This window comes from Sulfuracidifex tepidarius (genome assembly GCF_008326425.1).
Taxonomy (GTDB): Archaea; Thermoproteota; Thermoprotei_A; order Sulfolobales; family Sulfolobaceae; genus Sulfuracidifex; species Sulfuracidifex tepidarius.
In genome coordinates this window covers 2,257,001-2,281,104 of the sequence record NZ_AP018929.1, presented here as the reverse complement: position 1 = coordinate 2,281,104, position 24,104 = coordinate 2,257,001, and the positions used below count along the sequence as shown (strand labels likewise).

Here is a 24,104-nt window from a genome sequence, read left to right as displayed (position 1 = left end):
GAATAGAAATGAGGAAGGAGAGTGAAAAATAATTCCTTATGTATTATGGAGAAACAAAAAGAAAAAAGGAATTGATAACTAACCTCAGTCTATTGGCTATCTACTTTCAGTTCAGACATTCTCAACGTCTCAGGCCCCATCATCAGGGATACGGTGGAAATTATTGCTCCTATACCTACTACAATTAAAGCCCCTACGTAAGGAGAAGTCACCCTGGAAAACAGAGAGATATAGATCGACGAAAACCCTGCTATCAGGAAAGCACCATTATAAGAGAATCCGACTCCAGTAGCCCTGCTCAAAGTCCTGAACCTTTCGGCTAGATAAGCCGGTGATATTGCCGAAGGCAAGTTTATCCCGAACCCGAATATAAGTATTAGGCTCAACAGAGGAAGTCCCTCCATAGCGCCAATGTAAAATAGGGATGCAACTGCGAGAGATGCGAGAGAGCCAACTATTCCCATAGTTCTCCTTCCAATCCTGTCGGAGAGTAAACCTGATAACAGCATGGAAGGAATCCCTATTAGGTTCATTAAGAGAGACAAGTAACCGTATTCAGCTGGAGGTAACTTCATGACAGTCCCAAGCAATACTGGAACGAACTGAGGACCAGCGTAAATCATTACCCAGAACCCTATCATGACACCCAGAGTCTGGAAGATCGGTTTCAGACCTTGAATCACCTCTCTCTCAGTACCTCTCTTTTCCTCCATGAAGACCTTTGACTCGGATAGCTTTGATCTGATCACAGCAGCCAACACTGCAGGTATGATACCCACAATGAATATGATCCTCCATCCGTAACTCAAGAAGAAGGTCTCAGAAGCCAACTTAGTGAAAAGCAAGTCAACTAAGACGAAACCTACAAGGGTACCTGACTGCATGATCCCAGAGAGGATTCCCCTCCTCTTTAAAGAGCTCTCCATTGCAAGGGTGAAGCTCGAAGAAACATCTCCTCCTATGAAGATACCTTGAACTATTCTAAGGACTGATAAGGCTAATGGGGCTAAGATTCCTATTTGATAATACGTCGGAAGGAGCCCTGTCGCTCCTATTGTGAAGGAATACCCTATCACTGTGATGACCAGAGTGAGCTTCCTACCTCGTAGATCGGATAACAGACCGAAGACAAATCCTCCCAAAGGTCTGGACACAACTGTGAACACTATAGGTAGGACTGCTCCGAGAAGCCCCAGAGAGGGGTAGAAAAGCTTCTCCAATATGCTGGCCGTTATCACGACAGCTCCTAAGTCGTAGGAATCCATTATCCAGGATAGATAAGACCCGATGTAATTGCTCTTCTCAGCCATGAACACTTGATGGAGCATAGTTTAATAAAATTTTTTTGAGAGAAATGAAACGAAAGGGAAAGATGGATGTCCAACGTTTCTGAAATATAACGATATCAGTGCATAGTACGTTTTGCTCAGAATAATCAGTGACCAATTACAGGAATTAAGACTTTCTACTTCCATGTACAAAAGTATATAGACTGTAATATTTTTACGTAACTTTTTAAATACTTTTCCTTACAGAAAAAGGGGTTAAGGGGGCGGAAAGCCTCGCCTCTCTGAGGCGGGGATGGATAGTCCCCTTTGTTTAAATATTAGTTTTTTTTCGAAATTCTATTGATGGCTGGGAGGGTTAAAGCGATCAGAGCTACTGTTTCTATGAAGATCGCTCTCTCTGAACCCCTCCTAGCCCTCGTGAACAACTACGTGAAAGCAATACGTTTTTCGTTATTTTGGTTGAAGGAAAATGTTCCGAACCCGGAAGAGAAGGGAGTGTTAGGAAAAGTCCACGAGGAGTTATACACGAAGTTAAGAGAGGAATACGACCTACCATCAAAGGTTGCTGAGGACTGTTATAGAGATGCTCTCGCGATATACAAGGGTTGGTACAACAACCCGAGAAGAGGACGTTTCCCGAGAGTGTACAAACCTACAGTGTGGCTACCCTAGAGCGAGCTATAGCGTGGACTTCGATAACATGACTGTTAGGATAGCGAGTGTTGGTGAAAACTACCACTGGGTTATCCCAGGAACCTCAAGGACTACATGATTTGGAAGATGAAGAAGCACGTCTAATAGTTAAAGGAGACAATGCTTTCCTCAAGGTCGTTTTTGACAAACCGTTGGAGAGAGATGAACCAAGGGAAAGTGTTGCTGTTGATGTTAACATGGGTGAGGTAGTCGTAGGAAGAGATGACAAACGCTACGTTAGGATCCCAACTAGGCTTGAAGTTCATCACTGCAAGTCTTTAGCTGAGAGGTTACAGAAGTATCAAAGAGGCGGAGGGAGAATAAGAGGATCCTCCACAGGACTCACTCCTTCCACCTAAAGGCTGAGAGAATGGAGGATGCTAGGAAAGTGGGGAAGTGGGTAGTTGAAATAGCAAGGATGATGGGTGCCAACGTCATAAAGTTAGAGAGTCTCAGGAACCTCATCAAGAACGTGGATAAATTATCTAAGGAGTTTAGGGATAAGTTATATCTAATGCAATACCGTCGTTTGCAGTACTGGATAGTGTGGCAAGCTAAGGAGCGTGGCGGTCGTAGAATTCGTGAATCCCAGTTACTCTTCCGTTTCATGCCCTAAAAGTAGGAAAAGGATGGAGGAGATCTCTCATAGGTATTTTTCCGCTTTCCGTCTTGCGGTTACGAGAACGACCGTGACGTTATTGCAATCATGAACCTCAACAGGAGGGGTTCTCTGACCCTCTCGACTGCCCCTCAAATGAGATATGTAAACACGAACCGATGAGGGGAACCCTCGCCGTGGCGGGGAGGAAGTCAGACTTCGTCAATTAACCCGTTTAACGGTGAGGGGCTAAAGAAGGGTAGGTAAGTCGTCGAGAAGGTTATCAAGATTTTTAACTCCTACCTGGTGACGGGCACTGCTCACGAGGGTATGGGTATTAAAGTAGTTAAAGTGAATGCTAAGATATTTAGACGGTGGGGATGTTTTATTAGAGAGGGACTCAATTGCACCTCTAAACATTATGAGAAGGGTGGATGGGAGGGTAGTTGTGTTTCCCTCGACTAGTGCCAATGAGTTGAGGGTGACCGTCTATGATCCCTTAAGAGGTGTGCCGTGGCGGAATTAGAAGTGGCTAAAAGTAAGCATAAGTTACGCCACGTGTAAACACTTGAGGTGATGAAGAAAGAAACTTGATCTACAGATCTTTCCCTTAAAGAGATTTCACGTTAGCCTTATCTATTATACGAGTTTATCTGCTTACTCCCGATATACAAAAGGATTACATATTCTATCTTAAAGTTCGGGAAAAGCTAAAACGTGTAGATTAGCTTGACATATTTGCTAAGACTATGGCATAAGGGATAAAGAATACATTTAATATTGGTACTAGTATCAGGGCTGATGAGACTACCAATATCAGGGCCAAGAGAGGATCCCTCAAGTACACCGACCTTATTTTCTCATATCCTCCTTTGAGGACTACATCGAATGAACCGTTAACTGACAATGAAGGGATCACAAGGATCACGACTATCAGGAGTATTAGGGATCCTAAAACACCGACACCGGCGAAGTCTAGGAGATAGTCAATAACGTATGCTCCCACGATCGCTACTAGGACCCCAGAGGCTTTAGCTCCTCCTATAGCTGAGTTAAAGGAACTGTCCAAGGAAGGAGATACTCCGTTCATGGATGAGCTTACCATGTTTTGAGTAACTAATAACGTGACAGCAAGGGCAGCTCCTAGAATTATGCTTTCGATGAACAACGCCAATAGCCCTACTGACGGAGATATTAGGAAAGCCGGCACTCCTATAATTACGGGAACTATTATCGTTATAATTAAATAGACGAATGAAGGCACAAAGAGAACTAAATTAGATATCAGAAGATCTAAAGACTTCATGTAAGTCGGTCTTCCTCCTCCGAAGGAATTGAATATAGGCTTTAACATGGTCTAAGTTATTTCGAGTGATTATTAAAAGTATTGAACATATTCAGTCTCACTAATAGAAAAAGTTTAAAATCTTTCATCCATTTAATGTGTCTAATACTGACGAAATTAAATCTGTATTAAACGTGTTTTATCTCGGCTTTATACTTCATCAGGCGTTAAAGGGCAAGAAACATTCTGCGTCGACGTTCAAGGCTCACAGCGCTACCTCACGCTTGGTGTTAGACCATTAGCTCATTTAAACATCGAAGTAACTCTTTACGGCGAACGTTGAGGTCTCAAGATAGTACAGATCTGAAATATAGATCTTGTCTTTTAAGGTCTGACTGAGTATAGCTGAGAGAAGGAAGATCTTTCATTGGAATAATTTAAGTTATAGTTTAATAAATAAGAAATCTGACCGTCTGTAAGGAACTACAAAGACGTAACCTATTTAATTCCATTACGTGGACTTTCTATTGTATATAGGAAAGTAGATTCACTTTAACACTAGCCTAATAGCCTTAGATCACAATTTCATAGACATAGGATTTAAATTTATCTTTTCTAATTATCTATTATGATAAACTATACTATCAGCGGAAACGATATGCAAGTACTTATACTGAATTTACAAGGAGGTGATAAGATTTACGCTGAGCCAGGCCATGTAGTTTACAAGGACGTCTCGGTTAAGCTCGATATGAAAGCAAAAGGAGGAATATTGAAATCAATAAGTAGGTCTCTGACGGGAAGCGACTTCTTTGTAGCAGAGCTTGAAGGTCCAGGAGTGTCTACAATGTCAGGTTTCATGCCAGGAAAAATCATTCCTCTCGAACTAAATAATAACTCAATACTAGTTGAACATACATCGTTTTTAGCAGCCGAGGAGAGCGTGGAATACGGAGCTTCTCTAGCAAGGCTCTCAGCAGGGATCCTAGGAGGCGAGGGTTTATTCATGGCCAGGTTCTCCGGGATTGGCATGGTATGGTTGCACGCAATAGGCGGTTTAGTACAGCTTAACTTGGCGGAAGGACAGGAAGTTCAGATAGAGGCTTCGCATCTCTTAGCGTTCGACGAAGGAATGCAATACGGAATAACGAGGGTAGGTGGTCTCAAGACCATGATCCTATCAGGTCTAGAGGGTGAAGGACTGTTCTTCGTAAACATCAAGGGACCTGGGAGAGTGTTCATGCACGCAGTGTCTAGACTCCAGTTGGCAGCGTCCCTGCTCAAGGTACTCAAAGTTTGAGGGACGATGATTCCTCCGTTTTAGATCGGCTTAAATTACAACTTATTTCAACAAGATATATGTTAATAGTTTTTCTCCAACCCATATATTTAATTTACCGTCCATTTTCATGGAAGTTAAGAAGGATATCAATATAACTGAAAGAGTTCTATTTATGCTTTCATTCTGGCAGCCTTAACTGGTCTTTCCCTAAACAGCCCTAGACTGGAAGGTCTTCGTCAAGTGAAATAGCCTGCACTCACGGACGGGGCTTCCTGCCTCCTAGCTCTACCTTCCCAGGGGTAGGGGGAGCTATGCACTGCGATTCGTCTAGGCCCTGGCCTTGAGCGGACATCCCACGTGTCCAAAAGACCGTTGGAGCAGAGACGTGCATGAGACCCTCGGTTAGAGGCCTCTGGTGACGCTTGCCCCGTGTGTGACTGTTATTGAGACATATATTGCACTTTTGTATTTTATCCTTTGCTACAAGGGGGGTGTCTATCTCCATTTTCAAGGATGGCGGTCTTCCGCCCTCTTTGAACCCCTAAGATAAGGAGACCTGCTTTTTAGTTTCATTTAGAAAATCTAAAGATTCTCTATCATTTCACGACTCTATCTGAGTATTATCCTACTTATGATCATGAATATAATAGAGTATACTATGATTCCTGCACACCACTCAAGCGAAGTTATTAATTCCCCCGAGTAGGACGAAAAGATAGCTTGAGATACGTAAGTTGTTGGTTCTAAGTAAGTTAGGTACCTGAAAGGCAACGAGACAGCAGAAGGAGGATAATAGACAGGTGCGAAGAAGGAGAGAACGAACGTAATTATGGAGGAATATTGGTTCACAGCATACACGTTCTTGAAAGCGAAGCCAAGGTCAGTACCCAACATTGATCCCATGAAAGCTGAGAGGGCTAAAGTCAGTACTAAAGAGGGAATAGACTCTACGTAGACGTGAAGAAATACCTCACCTATGAACACTATGATCGGAACAACTAAAAGAGTTGAAAGACCGTTGGTGAGCATTATGCTCACTATGTATAGTTCCCTCGGTATACCAGACGCTATCATGAGGGAAATTCTTCCGCTTTGTCTTTCGCTAGCTAAAGTTTGAGCTACACTAGTGATAGTCCCAAGAGAGATGTAGAAGGTTAACGTCCCGGAGATCACGAAGGGTGAATAGTCCCCGGACGATATTGAGCCGAACAGAGTTAGGAGCCCTATGGGGAAGAATATTGAGAAGAACAGAAAGCTGGGCAGGTAAGCCTTAATGGTCTTGAACCCCATTATCAAGAGGTTAAAGAACTCACGAATCGTTGTTGATCACCTTCAAGTATATCTCCTCCAGAGAAGGAAGCCTAACCTCAAATCTGCCGTTTAGCTTGGCCACGAAATCCTTTATTTCGTCCTCCTTAACGTAATAAGTCTTTCCCGTGGAGTAGTCTATTACCTCGTAATAAGCTGAGAACTTCTCCTTTATCTGGGAAGGAGTTCCCTCAGATATCACTTTTCTATTTAGAAAATATATTCTATCTGCTAAACGTTCTGCCTCATCCAAGTAATGCGTAGTGAGCAACATTCCCTTACCTTGTTCCTTCAATGAAAGCAGCAAGTTCCATACGTCCCTTCTAGCCTCAGGATCCAGACCAGTGGTAGGTTCATCTAGAATGATGAGGGAAGGAGAATTGACCAGTGCCATTCCTATCAGTAGTCTTCTCTTTAGTCCTCCTGAGAGGTCCCTTGTCATAACTTTCTTCCTTTTCGAGAGATCCAGCTTTTCCATGATATCTTGGACGTTCCTCTGAGCTGTGTTCCTGTCCAATCCCTTGATTCTAGCTATGTAGTATAGATTGTCCTCTACTGTGAGATCGCCGTACGGCACACATTCCTGGGGTATGACGCCCATTTTTCTCTTGATCTTTCCTTCCCAAGGCTTACCACCGAGTACCTCAATCTCCCCCTTAGTAGGGTAGAGCTCACCGTATACTTGCTTCACCAACGTGGTCTTTCCCGCACCGTTCGGTCCAAGGAGAGCTACTATCTCTCCCTCATCTACATGGAGGGTCACATCTTCGTTAGCAACGAAGTTCTTGTACTTCTTCCATAAGTGATTCACGTTAAGTAGCATTACATCAAATTTATACAGCATCTGAAATATTAGTTTAGCTGTCTGTAATCATTGAAACTACATAAGAGAGTTCTTTCTGAAATAAATTTGTTCTCTAAAAACCGGTTAACTCCCTTGAGTAATCATGAAATATGATATCTAAATCTGACTTCCCGGCCAAGGAGCGGGGTTTTCGCCTCTTAAACCCCAATTGATGTAAAATGAGATGTGGAGGCTGTCCTTAGCTAATCATTTCATGTATTTAAAACAGTTTATGATTCCATGTTCACTTTAGTTATATACAGACTTACAAAAGACTGAAAGCCTCGCCCTTTAGGGCGGGGAGGAAGTCAGTGATAACAAGCATTTAAGTCAATGAGTTTGCCTCGCTAAATTTCTTTTGATAGAGAAATTAGCCAAACCATTAATGAGCTTGGGACGATCTAGCTATTTTAAACATAGATCAAAAATTATAAAAACAACTTCTATTTAGATAGGATTATTATGAATGTTTTTGCTTATGAGGCAGTGAACTCTAATTACATAAAAATCATAGATGGACCAAATATATTAAGTACAATACGAAATTACTTGATCAATTTATATTTAAATATATAATATTTTCAGACATCTTGCATCAGAATGAGAACATCTGGTTTCTCTACAAACGTTATGTCTTTAATATTCTATAAAAAGAGAGGATTAGAAAGAGGGGAAAGACTACACATCAGTTTCGTAGAACGAACTCCCTTTAAAAGATTATGGAATAGACGAAATCTATATTAATCTTTCTATAAATAGATAGATAATCATCCATGATCGATTGCATCACAAGAGACGTGATAAGAGCGTTGAAGTTTCCTACTGACGAGGACAAGTACTTTCAGCTCCCCACAGCCCTTCGAATCGCCAGAGAGCTGAAGACTTCGTTCTTCATAGTGAAGAGAAGTCTGGACGATTTGAAGAGGATAGGTTTCAATATCTATTTGATTCCAAACTATAACTACATAGGTCTTAAGAAGGCTAAAGTCATCTTTCGAACTCCACACGTCATCATGACGAGAATGATGAATGACATAACTGAAGCTCCTCCCAGCTACTTGGACGAGTTCACGATTTTAAGGAAAGACCCCCTTGACGTAAACGTAGGAAGCATGGGGATAGTTTACCGTGACGACGGAGAGCTGGACAACTATTTGAAAAAAATAAAGGGCAGCTATTTGGATGTGACTTTCATGGAACCTATGGAACAATTCGGGGTAGAGGTTGAATTACAAGAAGAGGACAAGCATGTAATAGAAGCATTGAAGATCCCTGGGTCCGTGGAGAGGATGCTATTGAGAGAGCTAATTCATGATCCGTTTGTTTCAATCAAGGACATGTCAAGGAAAGTGTTCCTCAAATATACGTCAGAAACTTACAGGAAAATAAGGAGAATCCTAGATGCCTTCACTAGGTCTAAAGCCTTTCTTCTGGAGCCCTTCTTTCAGTCTAGTAACATAGAAGGTTCTACACTTTTCATCGTCTCCATAGATCAGAGTAAGGTGAAGGGAAATAACAGACGGGAAAAGATCAGGGAGATGAAGAGAGTTCTGGGGGAAAGATATCTAACGTACACTGATTACTACACAAACTTTCTAAGCTTCATATGCTATTACAATAACAGGAGAGAATTTACAGAGTTAAAGGAAAGGATGATAAAAGAGGGCTACCCTGACGCTGTTTATTATGAGGACTTTACACCTACCTTGCTTAGGACTATGATGGTATAGTCCTATCCCTCATTTTAGGCTCTTTATTTACAGCTAGATGATCTTCTAACTCTACGAAAAGACGAGTAAATAGAAGATAATCTGATTAAAGAAACGTTGAAGAGGGCATGCGATAATTTTACTAGAAAGTAAGAAGTAACTAAAGGTACAGAGTTCAAGAGGTGATTAAATGGACGTCAATTATACTATCGAAACCGATTACTCGAAGGACGTAGTATTGGCCTTACTCTCTGACCCCGAATTTACTATTAAAACATTTCTTCCAGTTAAAGAGATTAAAAAGGAATCTGAAAATCTTTACTCTGTTACTTTACCTGGAACCTTAGGAAACGTCAAGATGAGTACAAGATATGTAAATAACGGAGATACCATAACCCTCATAGTGAATTTAATACGTCCAAAAGGTGTAGGTAAAATGATGATTAAACCAGAAGACAAGAGGATAGACATCAAAGGAACTTCAAGTATTTGGACTGATCCTATTCTGGCTATCTCTATGAATAGGAAGGTCAGTAAATTAAAAAAGGAAATAAACGAGATCTTAAGACTTGAGAGAATCAGGAGGAAGATATAAGGATTTAAAGAAAATCGGATATTATAGTCAGAATAGAGAACCTCATTCTTGATGAATTAGTTATATGAAGTTCAAGATTATTCTTTCGCTTTATGGAAAGCTATGGCACTAATCTCGAGCTTTTTCCACTCTCTCCAAGGAAACAAAAGACACCAGTTTCCTTATTTTCTCTCAATGTGTAAATTGATCAGAGGTTTTCAATATCAGGTTTAAAGTATGAAATCAAGAATATCATTAACTTATAGCCTTATCAAAAAAGTGAGAAGCCTCATTTCGTAAGGTTATACGAGCTTCAATTCATTGGGGGACGAAAACATCAAAGTGGTTAGTTTGAAAAGGTTATAACTTCTATTAAACTCATACACTTAGATATACAAGCGTCTTGCGTTTTCATTTTCGTAAACCACTTTACCTTCGCTTACTACCATCTTAACGGGAGATATCTCTCTCAATGCCTCCATGGGGTCTCCAGAGTCTAGAACTACGAAGCTCGCTCGCTTTCCCTCACCGATTCCGTAATTCGAAATGCCTTGAAGTATAGCACCGTTATATGTCATCATTTGAAAGATGGATTTAACGTATTTTGGGAAGTACATGTACTCCCCTATTGCCAAGGTGAAAGCAGAGTGCATGAGGTTTCCCACTCCTAGGGGATTGAGGTGGTTCTGTATGTCGTCATGTCCTAGCACTACGTTGACGTTAAAGGACAACATGTCCCTCACTCTCGCTATCCCTCTCCTTTTAGGATAATTTTCATGTGCTCCAGATTCCTCAAGAACAGTGATGGGAGAAACCACAACTGAAACACCTGCCTCTGCCATCCATCTCATAAGTCTCCTGGCATAGTCGTCGTAATATGAGTGGAGAGCTGTGAGGTGGCTCAACGCTACCTTTTTGTAGTTTCTCCTCAGGGACTCCGAGACAATTACCTCACTGAACTTAGAGTCAGGTTCGTCAGCGTAATCCGCGTGGAAGTCTAGATGAACTCCTTTCTCAGTTCCGATGTCGAAAAGTGACTTTATCATCCTTTTTCCGTCATCTACAGACGGTTGGAGATGAGGCTGTCCTCCTATTCCGTCGAAGCCCATCTCGATCACTTTCGCTGCTCTGTCTACCATTTCCTCATCGAAATAATCGTAACTCTGTATGAAACCTATTAATTGAAGGTTCATTACCCCTTTGTACTCCTCTTTTAATTTTAGTAGTGATCTAGCCCTTTCCTTCCATTTCACCCCATCTATCATGACGTGAGACCTGACGAAAAGTGAGCCGTGTTCAGCGTAGGCCTTGATGGACTTCTTGGCTAGATCGTAAATTTGACTTTCGGACAAGTTCTCCTTGCACTCTATCAACGCTCTTAACGCTTCAGTGAACTTCTCGCTTTCAACCTCCTTGCATACGTCAAGCAGGAAATTGCTATCCATGTGAGCGTGGGAGTCCACGAATGCAGGAAGGACTAGCCTGCCTTCCATATCATCTCCTTTCTCGTTTGTCAGGTGTTGAGTCGAACCTTCAACCTCTATGGAGATTACTTTTCCTTCAATCGTCTTAAGGTTGTTCAGAATCATCAAGCCAAACCTTCAGAACAGTAGTTTGCCGGGGTTCATCAAGTCCTCTGGGTCATACCTTCTCTTGAACTCTATCATCTTCGACAGTCTGTTTTCTTCAGCCCTATCGTTTATCAGGACAGAGTGGAGATCGAACTTGAAACCTTCCAGTTTAGGTGTACAGTCTAGGAAATATGTGTGGGAGAACATGATCCCCTGGCTCTTCGACAGTTCAGCGTCTATCATGCATTCGTCGTCCAATTCGTATAGTCTATATAAGGGCAAGTCCAAAGAGGTGTAAGATACCTTCATCTTGTTCACAACAGTGTAATACGCTCCGGCGAAATTTGTTATGAGGTCTCTGAAGGCTACGTCGTCGCCTCCCCCTTCCTCTTCACCCACTATGACAGTCCAGCCTCCTGAACTATATCCCATCGCAGACATCATCTTTTTGTTCCTTATGCTCACGAACTCAGCGCCGTCCTGATCTACTGCGTAATCCACTGCCTTATCAAGAGAGCTAAAGTGAGTCCTCCTTACCTTTATCTTTCCCCTCTTAACGGATCTCAGCTTCACTCTCGTTACTATTCCGTTAGTTCCTCCTGCCTGTACAACTGCCTTTACCTCATCCCCATGCAACTCCTTTCTACCTGAAGGAGTATAGACTTCAACCTCCATCACGTTGTCCCATATCGCTCCGTTCTTGAGCGACCCTAACCCAAGGGATCCTCCTGATACGAATCCTCCGAGAGTAGCCATATAGAACGACGTTGGTAAGACGGGAAATCTCTCTATACCAACTTCGTCAAACTCCGTCCCAGGGAGGGACGTGATGCTGTCTTCCTCTGTGCAGTACCCTTTCATTCCGGAGAGGTCGACAACTACACTGTCCTCCTTTAGTGGGATAGCTCCCCCCAGGGTATTGGTTCCCTTTCCTCTTTCAACTATTGGAACGTGATATTCCCTTACTACCTCCATTAGACGTTCGACCTCATCCCTTCTTCTCAGGAATATTACCGCAGAAGGTAGCTTTCTCTTGCTCTCAATGGATTTCGACATAATTCCGTAATCTGCAGAGTACTTCTGAAGGGTCTCGTAATCGTCCTTAACGTCGAAGCCTTTTAGTAATTCAACTATCCTATTCATGCCATGTCTTAACTTAAAATAGATTATATTCTTTTCAGGATTTCTCATTAAAACTTTTCATTTTTAAGGGAGAAGAAGAAGGACTCCTTTCAACAAACTATTTCATGCATTGAAATTAATTGACCAATTTTCATAAAGAAAGAATGATTACATGGTGAAATGACTCATGTTGAGACTCTGGTTAAGCTTCCAAGGAGAGATAGAAATAGCTGAAAAGTGATAAAATTGAACCCAGCAACATCACGTCAGAATAGACGTTGTTTTGAAAGTTAGTAATCATGAACATAATTCCTCCTATTCCAGCAATGGATAGGAGAACAAGGGACGCTATTGAGGTTTTTATGACCTTCGGTTCTAACTTGACAGCTAGTATAACAGCTATAACTCCCATGGCACCTGCAAGTAGTCCCATGAAGAAATGGACAACCAGAACGGTGTAACCTATGACTCCAGCGAGGGAAAAAACTGAAGGAAAGTCGTTTGAGAAGTCTACGTACCATCCGTCCATGAACTGTAACAACAGGATGATGTCTATTGAGATTGCCAAATACTTTAAAATTGACATATGATTAATAGGTCTCGGAGCTTAAAACAAAGAGCAAAGAGAGTTTAATAATAAGAGAGCAAATATATGCGTGTATACTTATACAAATTAGAAATAAATTTACATGAACCTGATAATGCTTCTTTCCTACTCCTCATAACGTCTTATCCTGTTAGAGATCTCATCAGCATAACTGGGTCAAGGCTAGTTCCATCTATTAGTAACCTTGCTTCTCTGTTGGTCTTAGCAACTATCCTCCCGTTCCTTATGACCATGAACCTGGGGGCCAAGGTGGACATCTGTTCTCTCATTGACGACGCGTCCAATATCACGAAGTCCTTCCCTGGGTTTGAGGTCGTGGAGAACTCCTTCTCCGAGTTATAGGTGACTAATGGTATCCATTCATCAGCGTTGAATGACTGTTCCATGTTAATTGCCATGAAAAGAGATAGCAATATATCACCTGATCCGAAAGGATAGAATACGTTCTGTGTATCGTCATTACCTAGGCAGACGTTTATCTCTTCCTTCATCAATTCCCTTATCCTGGTTATTCCCCTTCCTTTAGGATATCCCTTCTCAGTCGCTAGATACACACCCGTTAGAGGAGAGCTTATGACCGAAGCCCTTTTGTTTCTGATCATCTGGGTTATCTTCCTCACGTAGTCGTCGTCCTCGTAATGCAAGGAAGACATGTGAGACAACGCTAGGTGCATGTCGGCGAAGGACAGCAGGTACTCTGCAAACCTGGTTCTCCTAGCGTCCTGGTCTATGTGGACGTCCATGTTCTTGCCCAACTTCTTAGCTATCATAGTTACGTAACTTAGATGCTTTATGGAAGTTTCTATGTCGTCCTCAGCGTCCGGCTTTCCTCCTACAATGTCTGTTAGCTGCGACGCATAAGTGAAGTCGTTGCTGCACTTGAACACGCTCTGTTCAGGAAAGGAGACAGTCTGTATGTCCATAAGGTCTTTCATTTCCTCCTTAAGTATCACAGAAGCCTTCACGGATTTCAGGTCTTTGGAGCAAGTGTCGACGTGAATTCTAACGTGGGTGACTCCGTGATATAACTCCAGGAGAAGAGCCTTCTTCATTCTATCCTTAATTTCCTCTACAGATAGCAAGTCCCTTAACTTGCTCCATTTAGCCACAGCCTCCTGGAGTGTGGACGAAGTGTTTTCCCCTGTGCGTCTCAACGTGAACGCGTTCTCGGGATGGAAGTGCATATCGTAGAAGGCCGGCAGAGCCATCCTTCCTTCGGCGTTGAGGGTTCCTCTTCCGTCTACCCTCAGCTCCTTTATCCCCCTTAGTCCCTTTATTACTAGAACCATTTCAACCACTAGCCACTTTGTAGAAATCATATAAAAGGATATCCCTAAAAAATGTTAAAGACCTATGAGATTTCCTTTAAAAAATAAAAACTAATTATCACCTTTACGCTACACGATAATATGTTTTAGTGTGGTGACACGAGTTGTTTCTCAGAATATATCAGAATATTTGAATAAAATGCGAAGATAAGTCTAGAAAATAGACTTATCATATTAACTTAAATTCAACAGAATAGCTTATTTTTAATATTGTTTTTAACAAAATGTAATGTATACCATCATTAGACGAATATGTCTTCTGCTTAGCGTTAAATGGTATAGACATCATGGAAACTAAAACACAGACAAAGACATACTTAAAAAGCTCAGCAAATTCTCCATTATTTCTTCATGTGTTTTTAAATATTAAAAGAGAAAATGACAGTATAGGTAAATCGAGATGAAACTCAAATTCGTCGAAGCATCCTTCCCTTACCTCCCTTAATATCTCCATCTTCATAGACGAGTTCTCCCCTAAGGTAAGTTCTCTCCACTTTTGCACTGAATTGAACTCCCTCATAAATGGAGTGGTCCATCTTTCCGTGCCAGTCCTTCACTTTCCAGTCTTCTCTCTTCAAGACGACTAAGTCTGCGTCCTTCCCTTCCTCTAACCCCTTGTTCAATATACCGTAAAGCCTTATAGCGTTAGCCGAGGTCAGGGAGACCAATAGCCCTGGATCAAGATAACCTTGGAACATGAGTGATGCGACAGTGACGAGCATGAACTCAGTGGAGGCCACCCCGTTCGGAACGTCCCTATATGACGAAGGCTCATCCTTGTATTTAGACAGGAAACCTGAATAGTCGCTTCCTACAGTGTAAAACTCGTTCAACCTCAATACCATTTCTTTTCTCTCCTCTTCGCTCCTCAGCGGAGGGCTCATTATGAACCTCTTTCCGTCTTTTCTCTTATACGCGTCAGCATTGAATAACAAGTAGTGAGGACAAGTTTCAGCGTAAACCTTGGCCCCTCTCTTGTTCCAATACCTTATCACGTTGAGTGAAGCAGGAGACGAGACGTGTACAGCATATCCCTTGACTCCCGTGACGAATGCCATTGACGAGAACCTATTTACAGCTTCCTCTTCGCTCTCTGTAGGCCTAGTTCTGACGTGGTTTATTGGTTCGTCTCCCTGTTGCCTGGATTGGAGGAAATTTATCATGTCACCGTTTTCGGCGTGGACAGCCACTACACCCCCCAATTTCCTTACTTCCTCCATTACCTCCATGATATGAAAGTCTTTAAGCCTGATCGAGTCGTATGCCATGAACACCTTCACGCTCTTCACTCCCAACTTGAAGATCTCCTTCAGGTAGGGTATTTCCTCCTTTCTCTTTATGATGAAATGAAAGGAAAAGTCTACCATGGACTCCTCGGCCTTGCTTATTTCCTCCTTGAGCGAGGCTAATGGGTTCGCTGACGACTCGAAGAAGTTCACTATGGAAGTTATCCCTCCTGCCAAGCATACTTCACTCCCTGAAGAGAAATCGTCAGCCGTGGGGATCGGATCTTTCGCTCCCAAGAACCTGGATCCGAAGTGTGTATGCCCGTCTATGGCCGATGGCATCAAGTACATTCCGGTCAAGTCAGTTACGTCATCTCCCACTGAAGGGATCTCAGGGGAAATCTTCGTTATCTTACCTTCGTCTATCTTGACGTCAGCATCAACTATTCCTCCCTCCGTGATAAGCCTAGCGTTCTTCATTATCAACTCCTTTCACCTCTAGGGAATGGGAAAGAGTTACACTCCAGCCCCAGGTCCCTGATTGCGTTACACAGCGAAGCGTAAGCCCCTGTTGGGCCGTTCTCTCCGACTCCTCTGACCCCTGTAGGTGTTCTGGACGGGGTATGGAAGAGTTTCACCTCGAACGTAGGCGCCTCCATGGATGTAGGTACTGCGAACTCGACACCGTCGTTGGCGTTCTCATAGAGGACCCCTCCTATCCCTTGAAGGGCACCTCCCATGAGTTGTCCCTTGACTATCTCCTCATCTCCTGACACTCCGACGTCAGCTACTATGAAATGTCTTTCAACTTTGACCCCTGTGCAGTCACCCCTGACGACGCTTATTTGACCCGAGACAGTACCAACGAAGTCCTCAGTTTCATAGCAAGCGTCAGCCGACACGTCCATCACCTTCCAAGGTTGTGTCAGCATCATCTTAGATACTTCCTCCCAGTCCCCAAGAGTAGAGACCTTTTCCTTGAGTTGCCTTGCAGCTATGACTGCAGCGTTTCCCATCGTGAGCATGGTCCTACTAGCCCAAACTCCGTACCCCTTCACCTCGTTGTCTCCCAACAGCACCCTGACTTTTTCATATCCTAGCTCCTTTGAGACTAAGTTCTTGATAGCTCTGTCCATTCCCTGTCCTTGGTTCGTAGCTGAAATCTTTATTACGACCCACCCGTCTAGGTCCAGATATGCCCTCACGCAGTCATATCCGGGTATCCTGGACTTTTCCTTCTCTATCATGAGTTTGGAGTTGGGTCCAGCGTACTGCACGTAAAACGCGAGGCCGACGCCTTTACCGTAAATTTCCTTGAATTCCTTGTACTTCCTTTCTATCTCCTCGAGGACAGACTTCACGTCACCTACGTCATCCAGATTCCTCAAGTTCTTCCTCCTTACCTCTATCTGGTCAATCCCAGTCCTTCTGGAGATCTCGTCCATGACTCTTTCCATCACGAACACGGCCTCAGGCCTTCCGAAACCCCTGTAAGCTCCTTGTGGAGGTTTGTTGCTCAGGACTGCCTTAACGTTATAGGAGAAGTCGAAGGAATACGCTGAAGTCATAGTGCTCAGAGTCACGAAGAGCGGGGAGATTCCGCTCCAAGCTAAAGGGAATGCCCCAGTATCGTAAGTTATGTCGTCGTGTAGGAACTCCAATTTACCTTCCTTGGTGAACCCTACCTCGACCAAATGCCCCTGGTCCCTGGCTTGGGAGTTCTGAACGTGTTCCGACCTAGTTTCAACCCACTTGAGGTTCTCTCCTAGTTCGTATGCGAGTGCCACGACCGAGAGTTCCTCATATGACAGATCCTGCTTAGCCCCGAAACCACCACCTACGTTGGGCACATCTACCTTCACCCTGTGCATTGGAACGTCTAACATCTCAGCTATCAATATTCTAGCTACAGTAGGCGCTTGCGTTGAGGCGTGAACCAAGATCGAGTCCCCGGTAAACCTCACAGCTATCACTCTGGGCTCCATAGGCGCGGGGGAACTCCTTCCTGCCCTCAGGTGTAGCGACATGGACGTTTCCGCTTCCCCTTTCCTTCCGTGAGATTTAGAGTAGATCACGTTATCTGGTATCTCAGGGAAGAGAGGCCCGTTCACCTCCCGGTAGTCCACATCGACTTCCTCCAGCCTGTCTTCCACCGAGTACCTATCCCCCGAAATCACCATGCATAGAGGATGCCCCTCATAGAGAGCCTTCTTCTTAGCTAGTAACGTGACTTTTGGTATCTTCATTTCCTCTTCCCCAAATACAAATTTTACTCTGTAATTATCTAGTATCTCTTCAGTATAACAATCCCCCGAGACCGAGAACTCGGCGTGTTTATAGGTCGAACGCTTGAACCCAACAAACTTATATTCTCCCGAAATATCGTCCACGTAGGTTAAATTCCATCGCATTATAAAATACACATCGCAACTATCTTAAAAACGTTTCATGTAAGATCAAGAAAAGCTAATAAGTTATTCGTTTACATAAACACGAACAGAATGAAAATAGCCCTGATTCAAACCCACATGTCCTGGGATAAGGAGGACAACGTGAAAAGGCAAATTGAAATGGTTGATAAGGCTTCAGACGTGGGAGCGAGGATAATTGCGCTGGACGAGCTTTCAAACACAGTGTACTTCGCGTTCGAGCAGAACGTGAAATACTTCTCAATGGCTGAGGACGAGAATGGTCCGACTATTACTAAGTTCAGGGAGAAGGCAAAGGAGAGAAACGTGAATCTCATTGTACCAATATTTGAAAGAGAGAACGGGATGTTCTACAACACAGCTTTCGTGATAAACGACGAGGGGAAGATAGTGGGGAAGTACAGGAAGACTCACCTACCCCAAGACAACTTGTTCAATGAATATTATTACTTTAAAGTAGGAGACCTCGGTTTTCCTGTCTTCGATCTGGGAGGGACGAAAGTAGGTGTGGTCATATGTCATGATAGGCACTTCCCTGAGACCGTGAGGGCTGAAGTGGTCAAAGGAGCTCAGGTGGTCTTCGTCCCCTCCGTAGCGTACTTCAAGGAGATATGGGAGATAGAACTGAAAGCTCACGCTATCTTCAACACGGTTTACATAGCGGGAATAAACAGGGTAGGAAAGGAATATCCTTACCAACCGCAGGAATATTTCGGGGACTCCATGGTCATCTCACCGATGGGTGAAATTATTTCCAAAGGTGAAGGAGAGAGCATAGTTTACGCAGATGTGAACGAGGACGAAATAATTGACGCCAGGCTCAAGAGACCTTTCTTGAAGAAGAGACTTCCAAGTTACGGATTGTGAGGTGAGGGAGAACGATAAGCGTTCATTCAACTCACAGCAGATGGAACTCGTCGTTGAAACCGGCCATTTACGTGAAGGACGGAGACACCGTAGAGCTAGAAGTGAAAGAGGCCTCCGACGGACAAATAAGGAGGAACTCAGACTTGAATGACGTTACGAACTTGGACTTCTCCAGGATACATCCGCTCACTGGTCCGATATTTGTGGAGGGAGCAGAGCCGGGGGACGCGCTCAAGGTAGAAATACTCGATATCCACGGGGAGGGGTGGGGCTGGACTGCCGTAATACCGGGATTCGGTTTCCTATCTAAAGAAAACGACGTCCCCGAAGGCGTCAACAGTCAAGCCTTAAAGATTTGGTCTTCAGATGAGGGATACGTCTCAGCTAAGTTCGGTGACATTTACGTGAAGGTCAAGGAGTTTCCTTTCCCTGGAGTAATTGGGACCGGAATGAGGCTTAACGGAGTTTGGAGCACGATTCCGCCCAGGGAGAACGGTGGCAACATGGACGTGAAACAGATGACTGTGTCGTCTAGAATTTACTTCCCGGTCTTCAGGAAAGGAGCTCTCCTCTCCGTGGGAGACACCCACCTAGCTCAAGGCGATGGAGAAGTATGCGGAAGTGCAGTGGAGGCACCAACTAAGGTAAAGTTGAGGGTAGAAGTCGTGAAGAGCAGGAACCTAAAGTCTCCTGTCTTCGTGAGCAAGCCCAGGGAGGCGGAATACGACGGAGACCACATAACCTTCATGGGGTTTTCTAACGATCTGTGGAACGCTTCCCTGATGGTAGTGAAGGAGGCAATCTCCTTTCTCTCAAATTTCATGGAACCAGTTGAGGCATACATGCTCTTGAGTACAGTCATGGACTTGAAGGTAAGCCAAGTGGTAGACGTCCCCAACTGGACTGTATCGGGTTTCATACCCGTCTCGGTCTTCGGGAACAAAGGAGGAGAAATCATGGACGCTTTTGAGGCGAGGGAGAGATGAACGTAAATGAGCTGAAGAGAAGGGGAGTGAACGTTGTAAACTTCACTTGGGTCGGACTCGATGGATACGTGAGGGCCAAGGGCGCTTACATAGAGCACTTAGAGGATATGATAAAGAGCGGGATCGGACTCACCAAGGCTATGTTCAGCTTCACCCCTATGGACTACATCTCTCCTTTGGGGTCTTTCGGACCTCAGGACCAAGACGTCTTCTTGGTTCCAGACGTCACTACCCTGACTTTCACCCCTCCTTATGCTTCGGTGATCTGCGACCTCTACGATGGAGATTCCCCCTGGTTCATGGACGTGAGGTCCAGGTTGAGATCCGTCCTTCAGGAAGTTAGAAAGGAAGGTCTTGAGTTCATGTCAGGTTTCGAATACGAGTTTTACCTGGTGAAAGACCGAAAACCGTTCAATGACGCCAGATGTTTCGATCCTCAGGGTATGAACGAAGTTGTCATCACGAAAATAGTCTCATCGTTGAAAGAGAACGGCATCGATGTGCTGAGGGTAATAAAGGAATACGGACCCGCACAATACGAGATAGACGTGTCCCACAGGGACTCATTGAGGGCGTCAGACGAGTTCGTCATGGTCAAGGGGATAGTGAAGAGTGAGGCGTCGAATTCAGGTTTAGAGGCCAACTTCATGCCCAAGCCCTTCAACGGTCTTGCAGGATCAGGACTTCATCTCAATCTGAGCGTTTGGAAGGAAAATAAGAACCTCTTCTTCTCCGAGGGAAAGTTGCTCAGCAAGTTCGGAATGCACTTCGTGGGTGGCATTCTGAAGCACGCTAAGGCCCTCACGGCAATAGCTGCACCAACGGTCAACTCATATAAAAGGCTCAGGTCCGGTACCTGGGCCCCAACCAAGATAGCCTATGGGTCTAACAATAAGTCCGCCATGATAAGGATACCTACCCCTTACAGAGGTAATCAGGGTAATGACTCCAGACTGGAGTACAGAGTCTCTGATCCCAGCGTAAACCCTTACCTCGTGACGTTGGCTGTGATAGCTGCAGGAATGGATGGGGTGAAAGAGGAAATAGACCCGGGTCTACCGGTGAACGAGAACTCTTACTTCAAGGAGGACATCCCGGAGATACCCAGAAACCTCAGGGAGGCGTTGAAGGAGCTTGATAAAGACGTACAATTGAAAAGAGCAGTGGGAGAGAGAATAGTCAGAGAGTTCATCAACGTTAAGATGGCTGAGGTAGAGGAATACGAAAGCCGCGTAACAGACTGGGAATACGAAACCTATAGCAAGATATGAGGGGAGAAGCGAGTTGATACCCCTGATAGACGAGCACGCTCACTGGTTTCACGCCTCTCCAATGAGCGAGAAAGAGTTCATGATGGCTTCAGCTGAATCCTGGAAGGAAAACGAGGTTAAGAAAGACGTAACAGAGATGAACAGATGGAGACCATTTTACCTCTACCTGAGGAAACTCATGGTGAAGAAGTTCGGGGGGAACTTCATTGACGAGAGGAACAGGATGATCAAGGACGATCCTGTGAAATACGTGGGAGAACTCCTCTCAGAGGCTGGAATAAAGGGTATAGTGATAGACGAGGGGTTCGGCAGGAAAGTCCACGAGATACCCATACCAGTGAAGAGGCTTTTCAGGATAGAGAACATCATAGGAGACCTCTTCTCCATGTCCTTCGATAGGGCATTGGAGACGTTCAAGGAGACGTTAAGGAGAAAGGTGAAGAAGGAAGACTATGCCGGCTTCAAGAGTATCATAGCATACAGGACTGGCTTACCTTCATCTTGTGATGAGGGGTCCGCGCTGAGGGACTTTCATTCTGGAGAGCACGAATGGTATGGGAGGAGGGCCAAGGGTTTTAGGGACTTCCTCTTCTGTGTGACCATGGAAGAGGCATCTCACATGAACGTTCCTTTTCAAGTCCACACGGGGGCAGGAGACAGAGACATAAAGCTGAACCAATCAATGCCGTCAATCCTCACCGATATGGTAAGGACATACGAAGGAACCATCGTTTTCGTCCACGCAGGATATCCGTTCCATAGAGAGACTGCATGGATGAGCTACCTCTTTCCGTCAGTGTACCTTGATGTGTCTCAGGTTTTCCCTTTCGCCCCTCTCGGTGGGTACCACGTGCTCTCTGAAGTACTGGAAGTGGCACCTTTCACTAAAGTGATGTACGGTAGTGATGCTTTCGAGATACCTGAGATAGCATGGGCTTCAGCTAGTCTATTCAGGTCTGCCATTTCAAAGGTAACAGAAGAACTTGAGGAAATAGGAGTGCTTTCATCAACGGAGAGGAAAGAGGTGGAAGAAATGATATCGTTCAAGAACGCGGAGAGAATATACGGCAGATTCAACACTTGATTTGCCATGTAGGAAAGCGAAAAACCTTTAGGGTAAAACGGTTAAAATTCTCTCGGTAGTTGTGAACTATATTCATGTATTAAGGTTAAGAAAATAAAAAGTTTTTAAATTTTCTCTGAAATTTTTATAAGAGGATTCATCCTCAATACAGACTATGTCAAAAAAGGTCTTCATAAGGGAATCTTCAGGTTTAGTAAGGCAGATGGGTTCAAAGCATGCCTTCGCTAAAGTCCTTGCATTGATAGTGCCAATCTCTCTCTACTATACTCTGGTGTACTCCCCTGCGCTTCCTGCTGCTAGCTGGTATGTAGGAATAATAATCTCTCCTTTGCTAGCTCTTCCGATATTCATGACGTACTTGAAGTTAGCCGAGTATATACCAAGATCGTCAGGGGAGTACATTTACATCTCCAGAATTGTAGGGCCTTTACCTGCAACGATTCAGGGAGTAGCGAACATAATATCAACTCCCTTGCTTGCCTCTATCCTTTCCCAGATAGAGGTCAGCGCTGGTATAGTACCCGCAATCCAAGTAATTGGACTCTCGCTTCATGACCAATATCTGGTTAACTTGGGAACGTCGATTCTCAGCAACAGCACTTACTATTTCTTGGCAAGCCTAGCTTCCCTCTTCGCAATGTGGCTGGTCAGTATCTCACCTCAGAGGATAATGGGTAATTTCCTATTCGTCATAGCGTCGATGCAGGTCATAGGGTCTCTGTTGGTGATATACCTCTTCTCCCAAGGCAGAGCCGTGTTCGAGGCAGACTTTAACAAGTTCTCCTCCATTTTCGGTGGACCCTCGTACTCTTACATAGCCTCTCAAGGATCCTCGCTCTACTCTCCCACGTTTGACGGTATACAGACGTTAGTTTTCTCTATCCTCATGTTAATGTGGCTCTTCGTCTGGTTCTTCGGACCGTCTTACTTCGCTGGTGAATACAAACAAGCGTCCAGATCCCTGAAGGTAGGCATGCTTTCAGGATTCGGAATAGCAACCTTTGTCATCGTAGCGTTGACTTTCCTAACAGCAGACACGATGGGCATACCATTCTTCAACTACGTGGCATTAAACGGATGGGGGTCTACCATACCGGTCTCTGCAGGTGAAGGCTACATTGCTTGGGCAGGAGTAATGGCTATCTCTGTCCCTATTCTGGCTATTCTAGTAGGCCTTTTGAACGTGGGGATACAAATGGTTGCAGGACCTCTTTCCCTCGCAATTCCTAGCAGGGTAATGCTGGCAATGTCATTTGATAGGATACTTCCTGAACGTCTAGCCTACGTCAATTCCAAGCTTCAGACGCCCCTTCTAGCTTCCTTGGTAGCACTGGGAATCGCTGTGTTCTTCGAGGTAGCTACACTCCTGCTAGGGCTTGCGATCTCAACCATAGCTCTGGTTGCAGTGCTCTTCATCTATCAGTTCCTGCAAGCTACCATATCCGCCACGGTAGCGGGTTTCAAGGGAATTCCTGGTGTCTCCCTTACGGAGAAGGAGAGGAAAGAGCTGAAAATATTCGGATCAATAGCTTCTGTTATTCTAGCGATCTCAGTTATAATAGCAATAGGGTATGCTGCATTCAATCCACTATATCTCACAATGGTTCTCTCCGGAAACTTGGCGGTGAACATAGGTCTCATCGTGATAATACCAGTTCTAGGGCTGTTGACTTATTTCGTTTCTAAACATGCGAGAGAAAAGGAAGGTATGGATCTAAATGTAGTGTTCAAGGAGATTCCTCCAGAATGAAATGATTTTTTTTAAAAATAATTATTTATTTTTCTTATTGATTTCAAGAATACACGAATAATTTTATAGATTCATGTAACATTTACTTTGCGGATAGGCAAATTACGTTTCTTTCTTAGTTTTCATCTAGTTGCGTGCTGGCGAATCTCTCCAATGCTAGTGCATTTCTTCGATTTTCCTACTCTGACTCAAGGTTCAGCTGTGTAGTACCTTGTGTAGTACTTCAATTTCTTCAGATGTTGAGTCCCTCAGTTTACACCACATTCTAAATAAAGCGTTTA

Annotated in this window: 18 protein-coding genes and 2 pseudogenes; 10 read left to right on the top strand and 10 right to left on the bottom strand. The window is 44.0% G+C overall.

Annotated elements, in window-relative coordinates:
• Nucleotides 1-89: 89 nt before the first annotated feature.
• Nucleotides 90-1,310, bottom strand: coding sequence for an MFS transporter (locus tag IC007_RS11530; RefSeq protein ID WP_149528804.1), 1,221 nt, complete (start codon nucleotides 1,308-1,310; stop codon nucleotides 90-92).
• Nucleotides 1,311-1,631: 321 nt separating this feature from the next.
• Here IC007_RS11530 and IC007_RS13955 point away from each other — a divergent pair.
• Nucleotides 1,632-2,763, top strand: a pseudogene (locus tag IC007_RS13955) (IS200/IS605 family accessory protein TnpB-related protein).
• A 27-nt stretch (nucleotides 2,764-2,790) separates the two neighbouring features.
• Nucleotides 2,791-3,144, top strand: a pseudogene (locus tag IC007_RS14140) (IS200/IS605 family accessory protein TnpB-related protein); the annotation flags it as partial.
• 160 nt (nucleotides 3,145-3,304) lie between these two features.
• Here the strand turns inward: IC007_RS14140 and IC007_RS11510 are convergent.
• Complete coding sequence (locus tag IC007_RS11510) at nucleotides 3,305-3,934, bottom strand: hypothetical protein (protein WP_149528803.1); 630 nt, start codon at nucleotides 3,932-3,934, stop codon at nucleotides 3,305-3,307.
• 559 nt (nucleotides 3,935-4,493) lie between these two features.
• On the opposite strand from IC007_RS11510, the gene IC007_RS11505 reads away from it, so the two are divergent.
• Entirely contained in the window at nucleotides 4,494-5,165 is a 672-nt protein-coding gene (locus tag IC007_RS11505; RefSeq protein ID WP_054846906.1) for a TIGR00266 family protein, read from the top strand.
• 591 nt (nucleotides 5,166-5,756) lie between these two features.
• Here IC007_RS11505 and IC007_RS11500 read toward each other — a convergent pair.
• Nucleotides 5,757-6,437 (bottom strand): ABC transporter permease, encoded by a 681-nt coding sequence (locus tag IC007_RS11500; protein ID WP_149528802.1) that lies wholly within the window; start codon nucleotides 6,435-6,437, stop codon nucleotides 5,757-5,759.
• Nucleotides 6,438-6,456: 19 nt separating this feature from the next.
• Nucleotides 6,457-7,278 carry an ABC transporter ATP-binding protein gene (locus tag IC007_RS11495; protein WP_149528944.1) on the bottom strand — a complete coding sequence of 274 codons (822 nt, stop codon included), beginning with the start codon at nucleotides 7,276-7,278 and terminating at the stop codon, nucleotides 6,457-6,459.
• A gap of 794 nt (nucleotides 7,279-8,072) precedes the next feature.
• Between IC007_RS11495 and IC007_RS11490 the strand changes: the two genes are divergently transcribed.
• Together IC007_RS11490 and IC007_RS11485 are read left to right on the top strand one after the other, a co-directional pair.
• The gene (locus IC007_RS11490) at nucleotides 8,073-9,029 is read left to right on the top strand and encodes a hypothetical protein (RefSeq protein ID WP_054846071.1); all 957 of its coding nucleotides are present in this window, start codon (nucleotides 8,073-8,075) and stop codon (nucleotides 9,027-9,029) included.
• A gap of 169 nt (nucleotides 9,030-9,198) precedes the next feature.
• The gene (locus IC007_RS11485) at nucleotides 9,199-9,603 is read left to right on the top strand and encodes an STK_08120 family protein (RefSeq protein WP_054846072.1); all 405 of its coding nucleotides are present in this window, start codon (nucleotides 9,199-9,201) and stop codon (nucleotides 9,601-9,603) included.
• Between the two features lie 365 nt (nucleotides 9,604-9,968).
• Here the strand turns inward: IC007_RS11485 and IC007_RS11480 are convergent, their stop codons facing one another.
• The 6 genes from IC007_RS11480 to IC007_RS11455 form a co-directional block, all read right to left on the bottom strand.
• Nucleotides 9,969-11,171, bottom strand: coding sequence for an amidohydrolase family protein (locus tag IC007_RS11480; RefSeq protein ID WP_054846073.1), 1,203 nt, complete (start codon nucleotides 11,169-11,171; stop codon nucleotides 9,969-9,971).
• Nucleotides 11,172-11,183: 12 nt separating this feature from the next.
• The gene (locus tag IC007_RS11475) at nucleotides 11,184-12,296 is read right to left on the bottom strand and encodes an FAD-binding oxidoreductase (protein ID WP_162302143.1); all 1,113 of its coding nucleotides are present in this window, start codon (nucleotides 12,294-12,296) and stop codon (nucleotides 11,184-11,186) included.
• A gap of 181 nt (nucleotides 12,297-12,477) precedes the next feature.
• Nucleotides 12,478-12,843, bottom strand: a complete 366-nt coding sequence (locus tag IC007_RS11470; RefSeq protein ID WP_156303776.1) for a hypothetical protein — start codon at nucleotides 12,841-12,843, stop codon at nucleotides 12,478-12,480.
• 161 nt (nucleotides 12,844-13,004) lie between these two features.
• Entirely contained in the window at nucleotides 13,005-14,201 is a 1,197-nt protein-coding gene (locus tag IC007_RS11465; protein ID WP_054846077.1) for an amidohydrolase family protein, read from the bottom strand.
• A 416-nt stretch (nucleotides 14,202-14,617) separates the two neighbouring features.
• The gene (locus IC007_RS11460) at nucleotides 14,618-15,916 is read right to left on the bottom strand and encodes an amidohydrolase family protein (RefSeq protein ID WP_232049059.1); all 1,299 of its coding nucleotides are present in this window, start codon (nucleotides 15,914-15,916) and stop codon (nucleotides 14,618-14,620) included.
• A gap of 2 nt (nucleotides 15,917-15,918) precedes the next feature.
• Complete coding sequence (locus IC007_RS11455) at nucleotides 15,919-17,847, bottom strand: xanthine dehydrogenase family protein molybdopterin-binding subunit (RefSeq protein WP_149528800.1); 1,929 nt, start codon at nucleotides 17,845-17,847, stop codon at nucleotides 15,919-15,921.
• A 90-nt stretch (nucleotides 17,848-17,937) separates the two neighbouring features.
• Here IC007_RS11455 and IC007_RS11450 point away from each other — a divergent pair, with 90 nt between their 5' ends.
• The 5 genes from IC007_RS11450 (at nucleotide 17,938) to IC007_RS11430 (ending at nucleotide 23,823) form a co-directional block, all read left to right on the top strand.
• The gene (locus tag IC007_RS11450; RefSeq protein ID WP_054846081.1) at nucleotides 17,938-18,732 is read left to right on the top strand and encodes a carbon-nitrogen hydrolase family protein; all 795 of its coding nucleotides are present in this window, start codon (nucleotides 17,938-17,940) and stop codon (nucleotides 18,730-18,732) included.
• Nucleotides 18,733-18,746: 14 nt separating this feature from the next.
• Nucleotides 18,747-19,718 carry an acetamidase/formamidase family protein gene (locus tag IC007_RS11445; protein ID WP_054846082.1) on the top strand — a complete coding sequence of 324 codons (972 nt, stop codon included), beginning with the start codon at nucleotides 18,747-18,749 and terminating at the stop codon, nucleotides 19,716-19,718.
• Nucleotides 19,715-20,989: a glutamine synthetase family protein gene (locus tag IC007_RS11440; protein ID WP_054846083.1), complete on the top strand. Its 1,275-nt coding sequence runs from the start codon at nucleotides 19,715-19,717 to the stop codon at nucleotides 20,987-20,989. The genes IC007_RS11445 and IC007_RS11440 overlap by 4 nt, the downstream gene beginning before the upstream one ends.
• Before the next feature lie 13 nt (nucleotides 20,990-21,002).
• Nucleotides 21,003-22,073, top strand: a complete 1,071-nt coding sequence (locus IC007_RS11435) for an amidohydrolase family protein (RefSeq protein ID WP_149528799.1) — start codon at nucleotides 21,003-21,005, stop codon at nucleotides 22,071-22,073.
• Nucleotides 22,074-22,227: 154 nt separating this feature from the next.
• Complete coding sequence (locus IC007_RS11430) at nucleotides 22,228-23,823, top strand: APC family permease (protein ID WP_054846085.1); 1,596 nt, start codon at nucleotides 22,228-22,230, stop codon at nucleotides 23,821-23,823.
• Nucleotides 23,824-24,104: the final 281 nt, after the last annotated feature.

What these genes read in the sequence shown, in the direction of transcription:
- IC007_RS11530 (WP_149528804.1), bottom strand. Translation starts at nt 1,310, where the DNA reads ATGGCTGAGAAGAGCAATTACATCGGGTCTTATCTATCCTGGATAATG.
- IC007_RS11510 (WP_149528803.1), bottom strand. Translation starts at nt 3,934, where the DNA reads ATGTTAAAGCCTATATTCAATTCCTTCGGAGGAGGAAGACCGACTTAC.
- IC007_RS11505 (WP_054846906.1), top strand. Translation starts at nt 4,494, where the DNA reads ATGATAAACTATACTATCAGCGGAAACGATATGCAAGTACTTATACTG.
- IC007_RS11500 (WP_149528802.1), bottom strand. Translation starts at nt 6,437, where the DNA reads ATGGGGTTCAAGACCATTAAGGCTTACCTGCCCAGCTTTCTGTTCTTC.
- IC007_RS11495 (WP_149528944.1), bottom strand. Translation starts at nt 7,278, where the DNA reads ATGCTACTTAACGTGAATCACTTATGGAAGAAGTACAAGAACTTCGTT.
- IC007_RS11490 (WP_054846071.1), top strand. Translation starts at nt 8,073, where the DNA reads ATGATCGATTGCATCACAAGAGACGTGATAAGAGCGTTGAAGTTTCCT.
- IC007_RS11485 (WP_054846072.1), top strand. Translation starts at nt 9,199, where the DNA reads ATGGACGTCAATTATACTATCGAAACCGATTACTCGAAGGACGTAGTA.
- IC007_RS11480 (WP_054846073.1), bottom strand. Translation starts at nt 11,171, where the DNA reads ATGATTCTGAACAACCTTAAGACGATTGAAGGAAAAGTAATCTCCATA.
- IC007_RS11475 (WP_162302143.1), bottom strand. Translation starts at nt 12,296, where the DNA reads ATGAATAGGATAGTTGAATTACTAAAAGGCTTCGACGTTAAGGACGAT.
- IC007_RS11465 (WP_054846077.1), bottom strand. Translation starts at nt 14,201, where the DNA reads ATGATTTCTACAAAGTGGCTAGTGGTTGAAATGGTTCTAGTAATAAAG.
- IC007_RS11460 (WP_232049059.1), bottom strand. Translation starts at nt 15,916, where the DNA reads ATGAAGAACGCTAGGCTTATCACGGAGGGAGGAATAGTTGATGCTGAC.
- IC007_RS11455 (WP_149528800.1), bottom strand. Translation starts at nt 17,847, where the DNA reads ATGCGATGGAATTTAACCTACGTGGACGATATTTCGGGAGAATATAAG.
- IC007_RS11450 (WP_054846081.1), top strand. Translation starts at nt 17,938, where the DNA reads ATGAAAATAGCCCTGATTCAAACCCACATGTCCTGGGATAAGGAGGAC.
- IC007_RS11440 (WP_054846083.1), top strand. Translation starts at nt 19,715, where the DNA reads ATGAACGTAAATGAGCTGAAGAGAAGGGGAGTGAACGTTGTAAACTTC.
- IC007_RS11430 (WP_054846085.1), top strand. Translation starts at nt 22,228, where the DNA reads ATGTCAAAAAAGGTCTTCATAAGGGAATCTTCAGGTTTAGTAAGGCAG.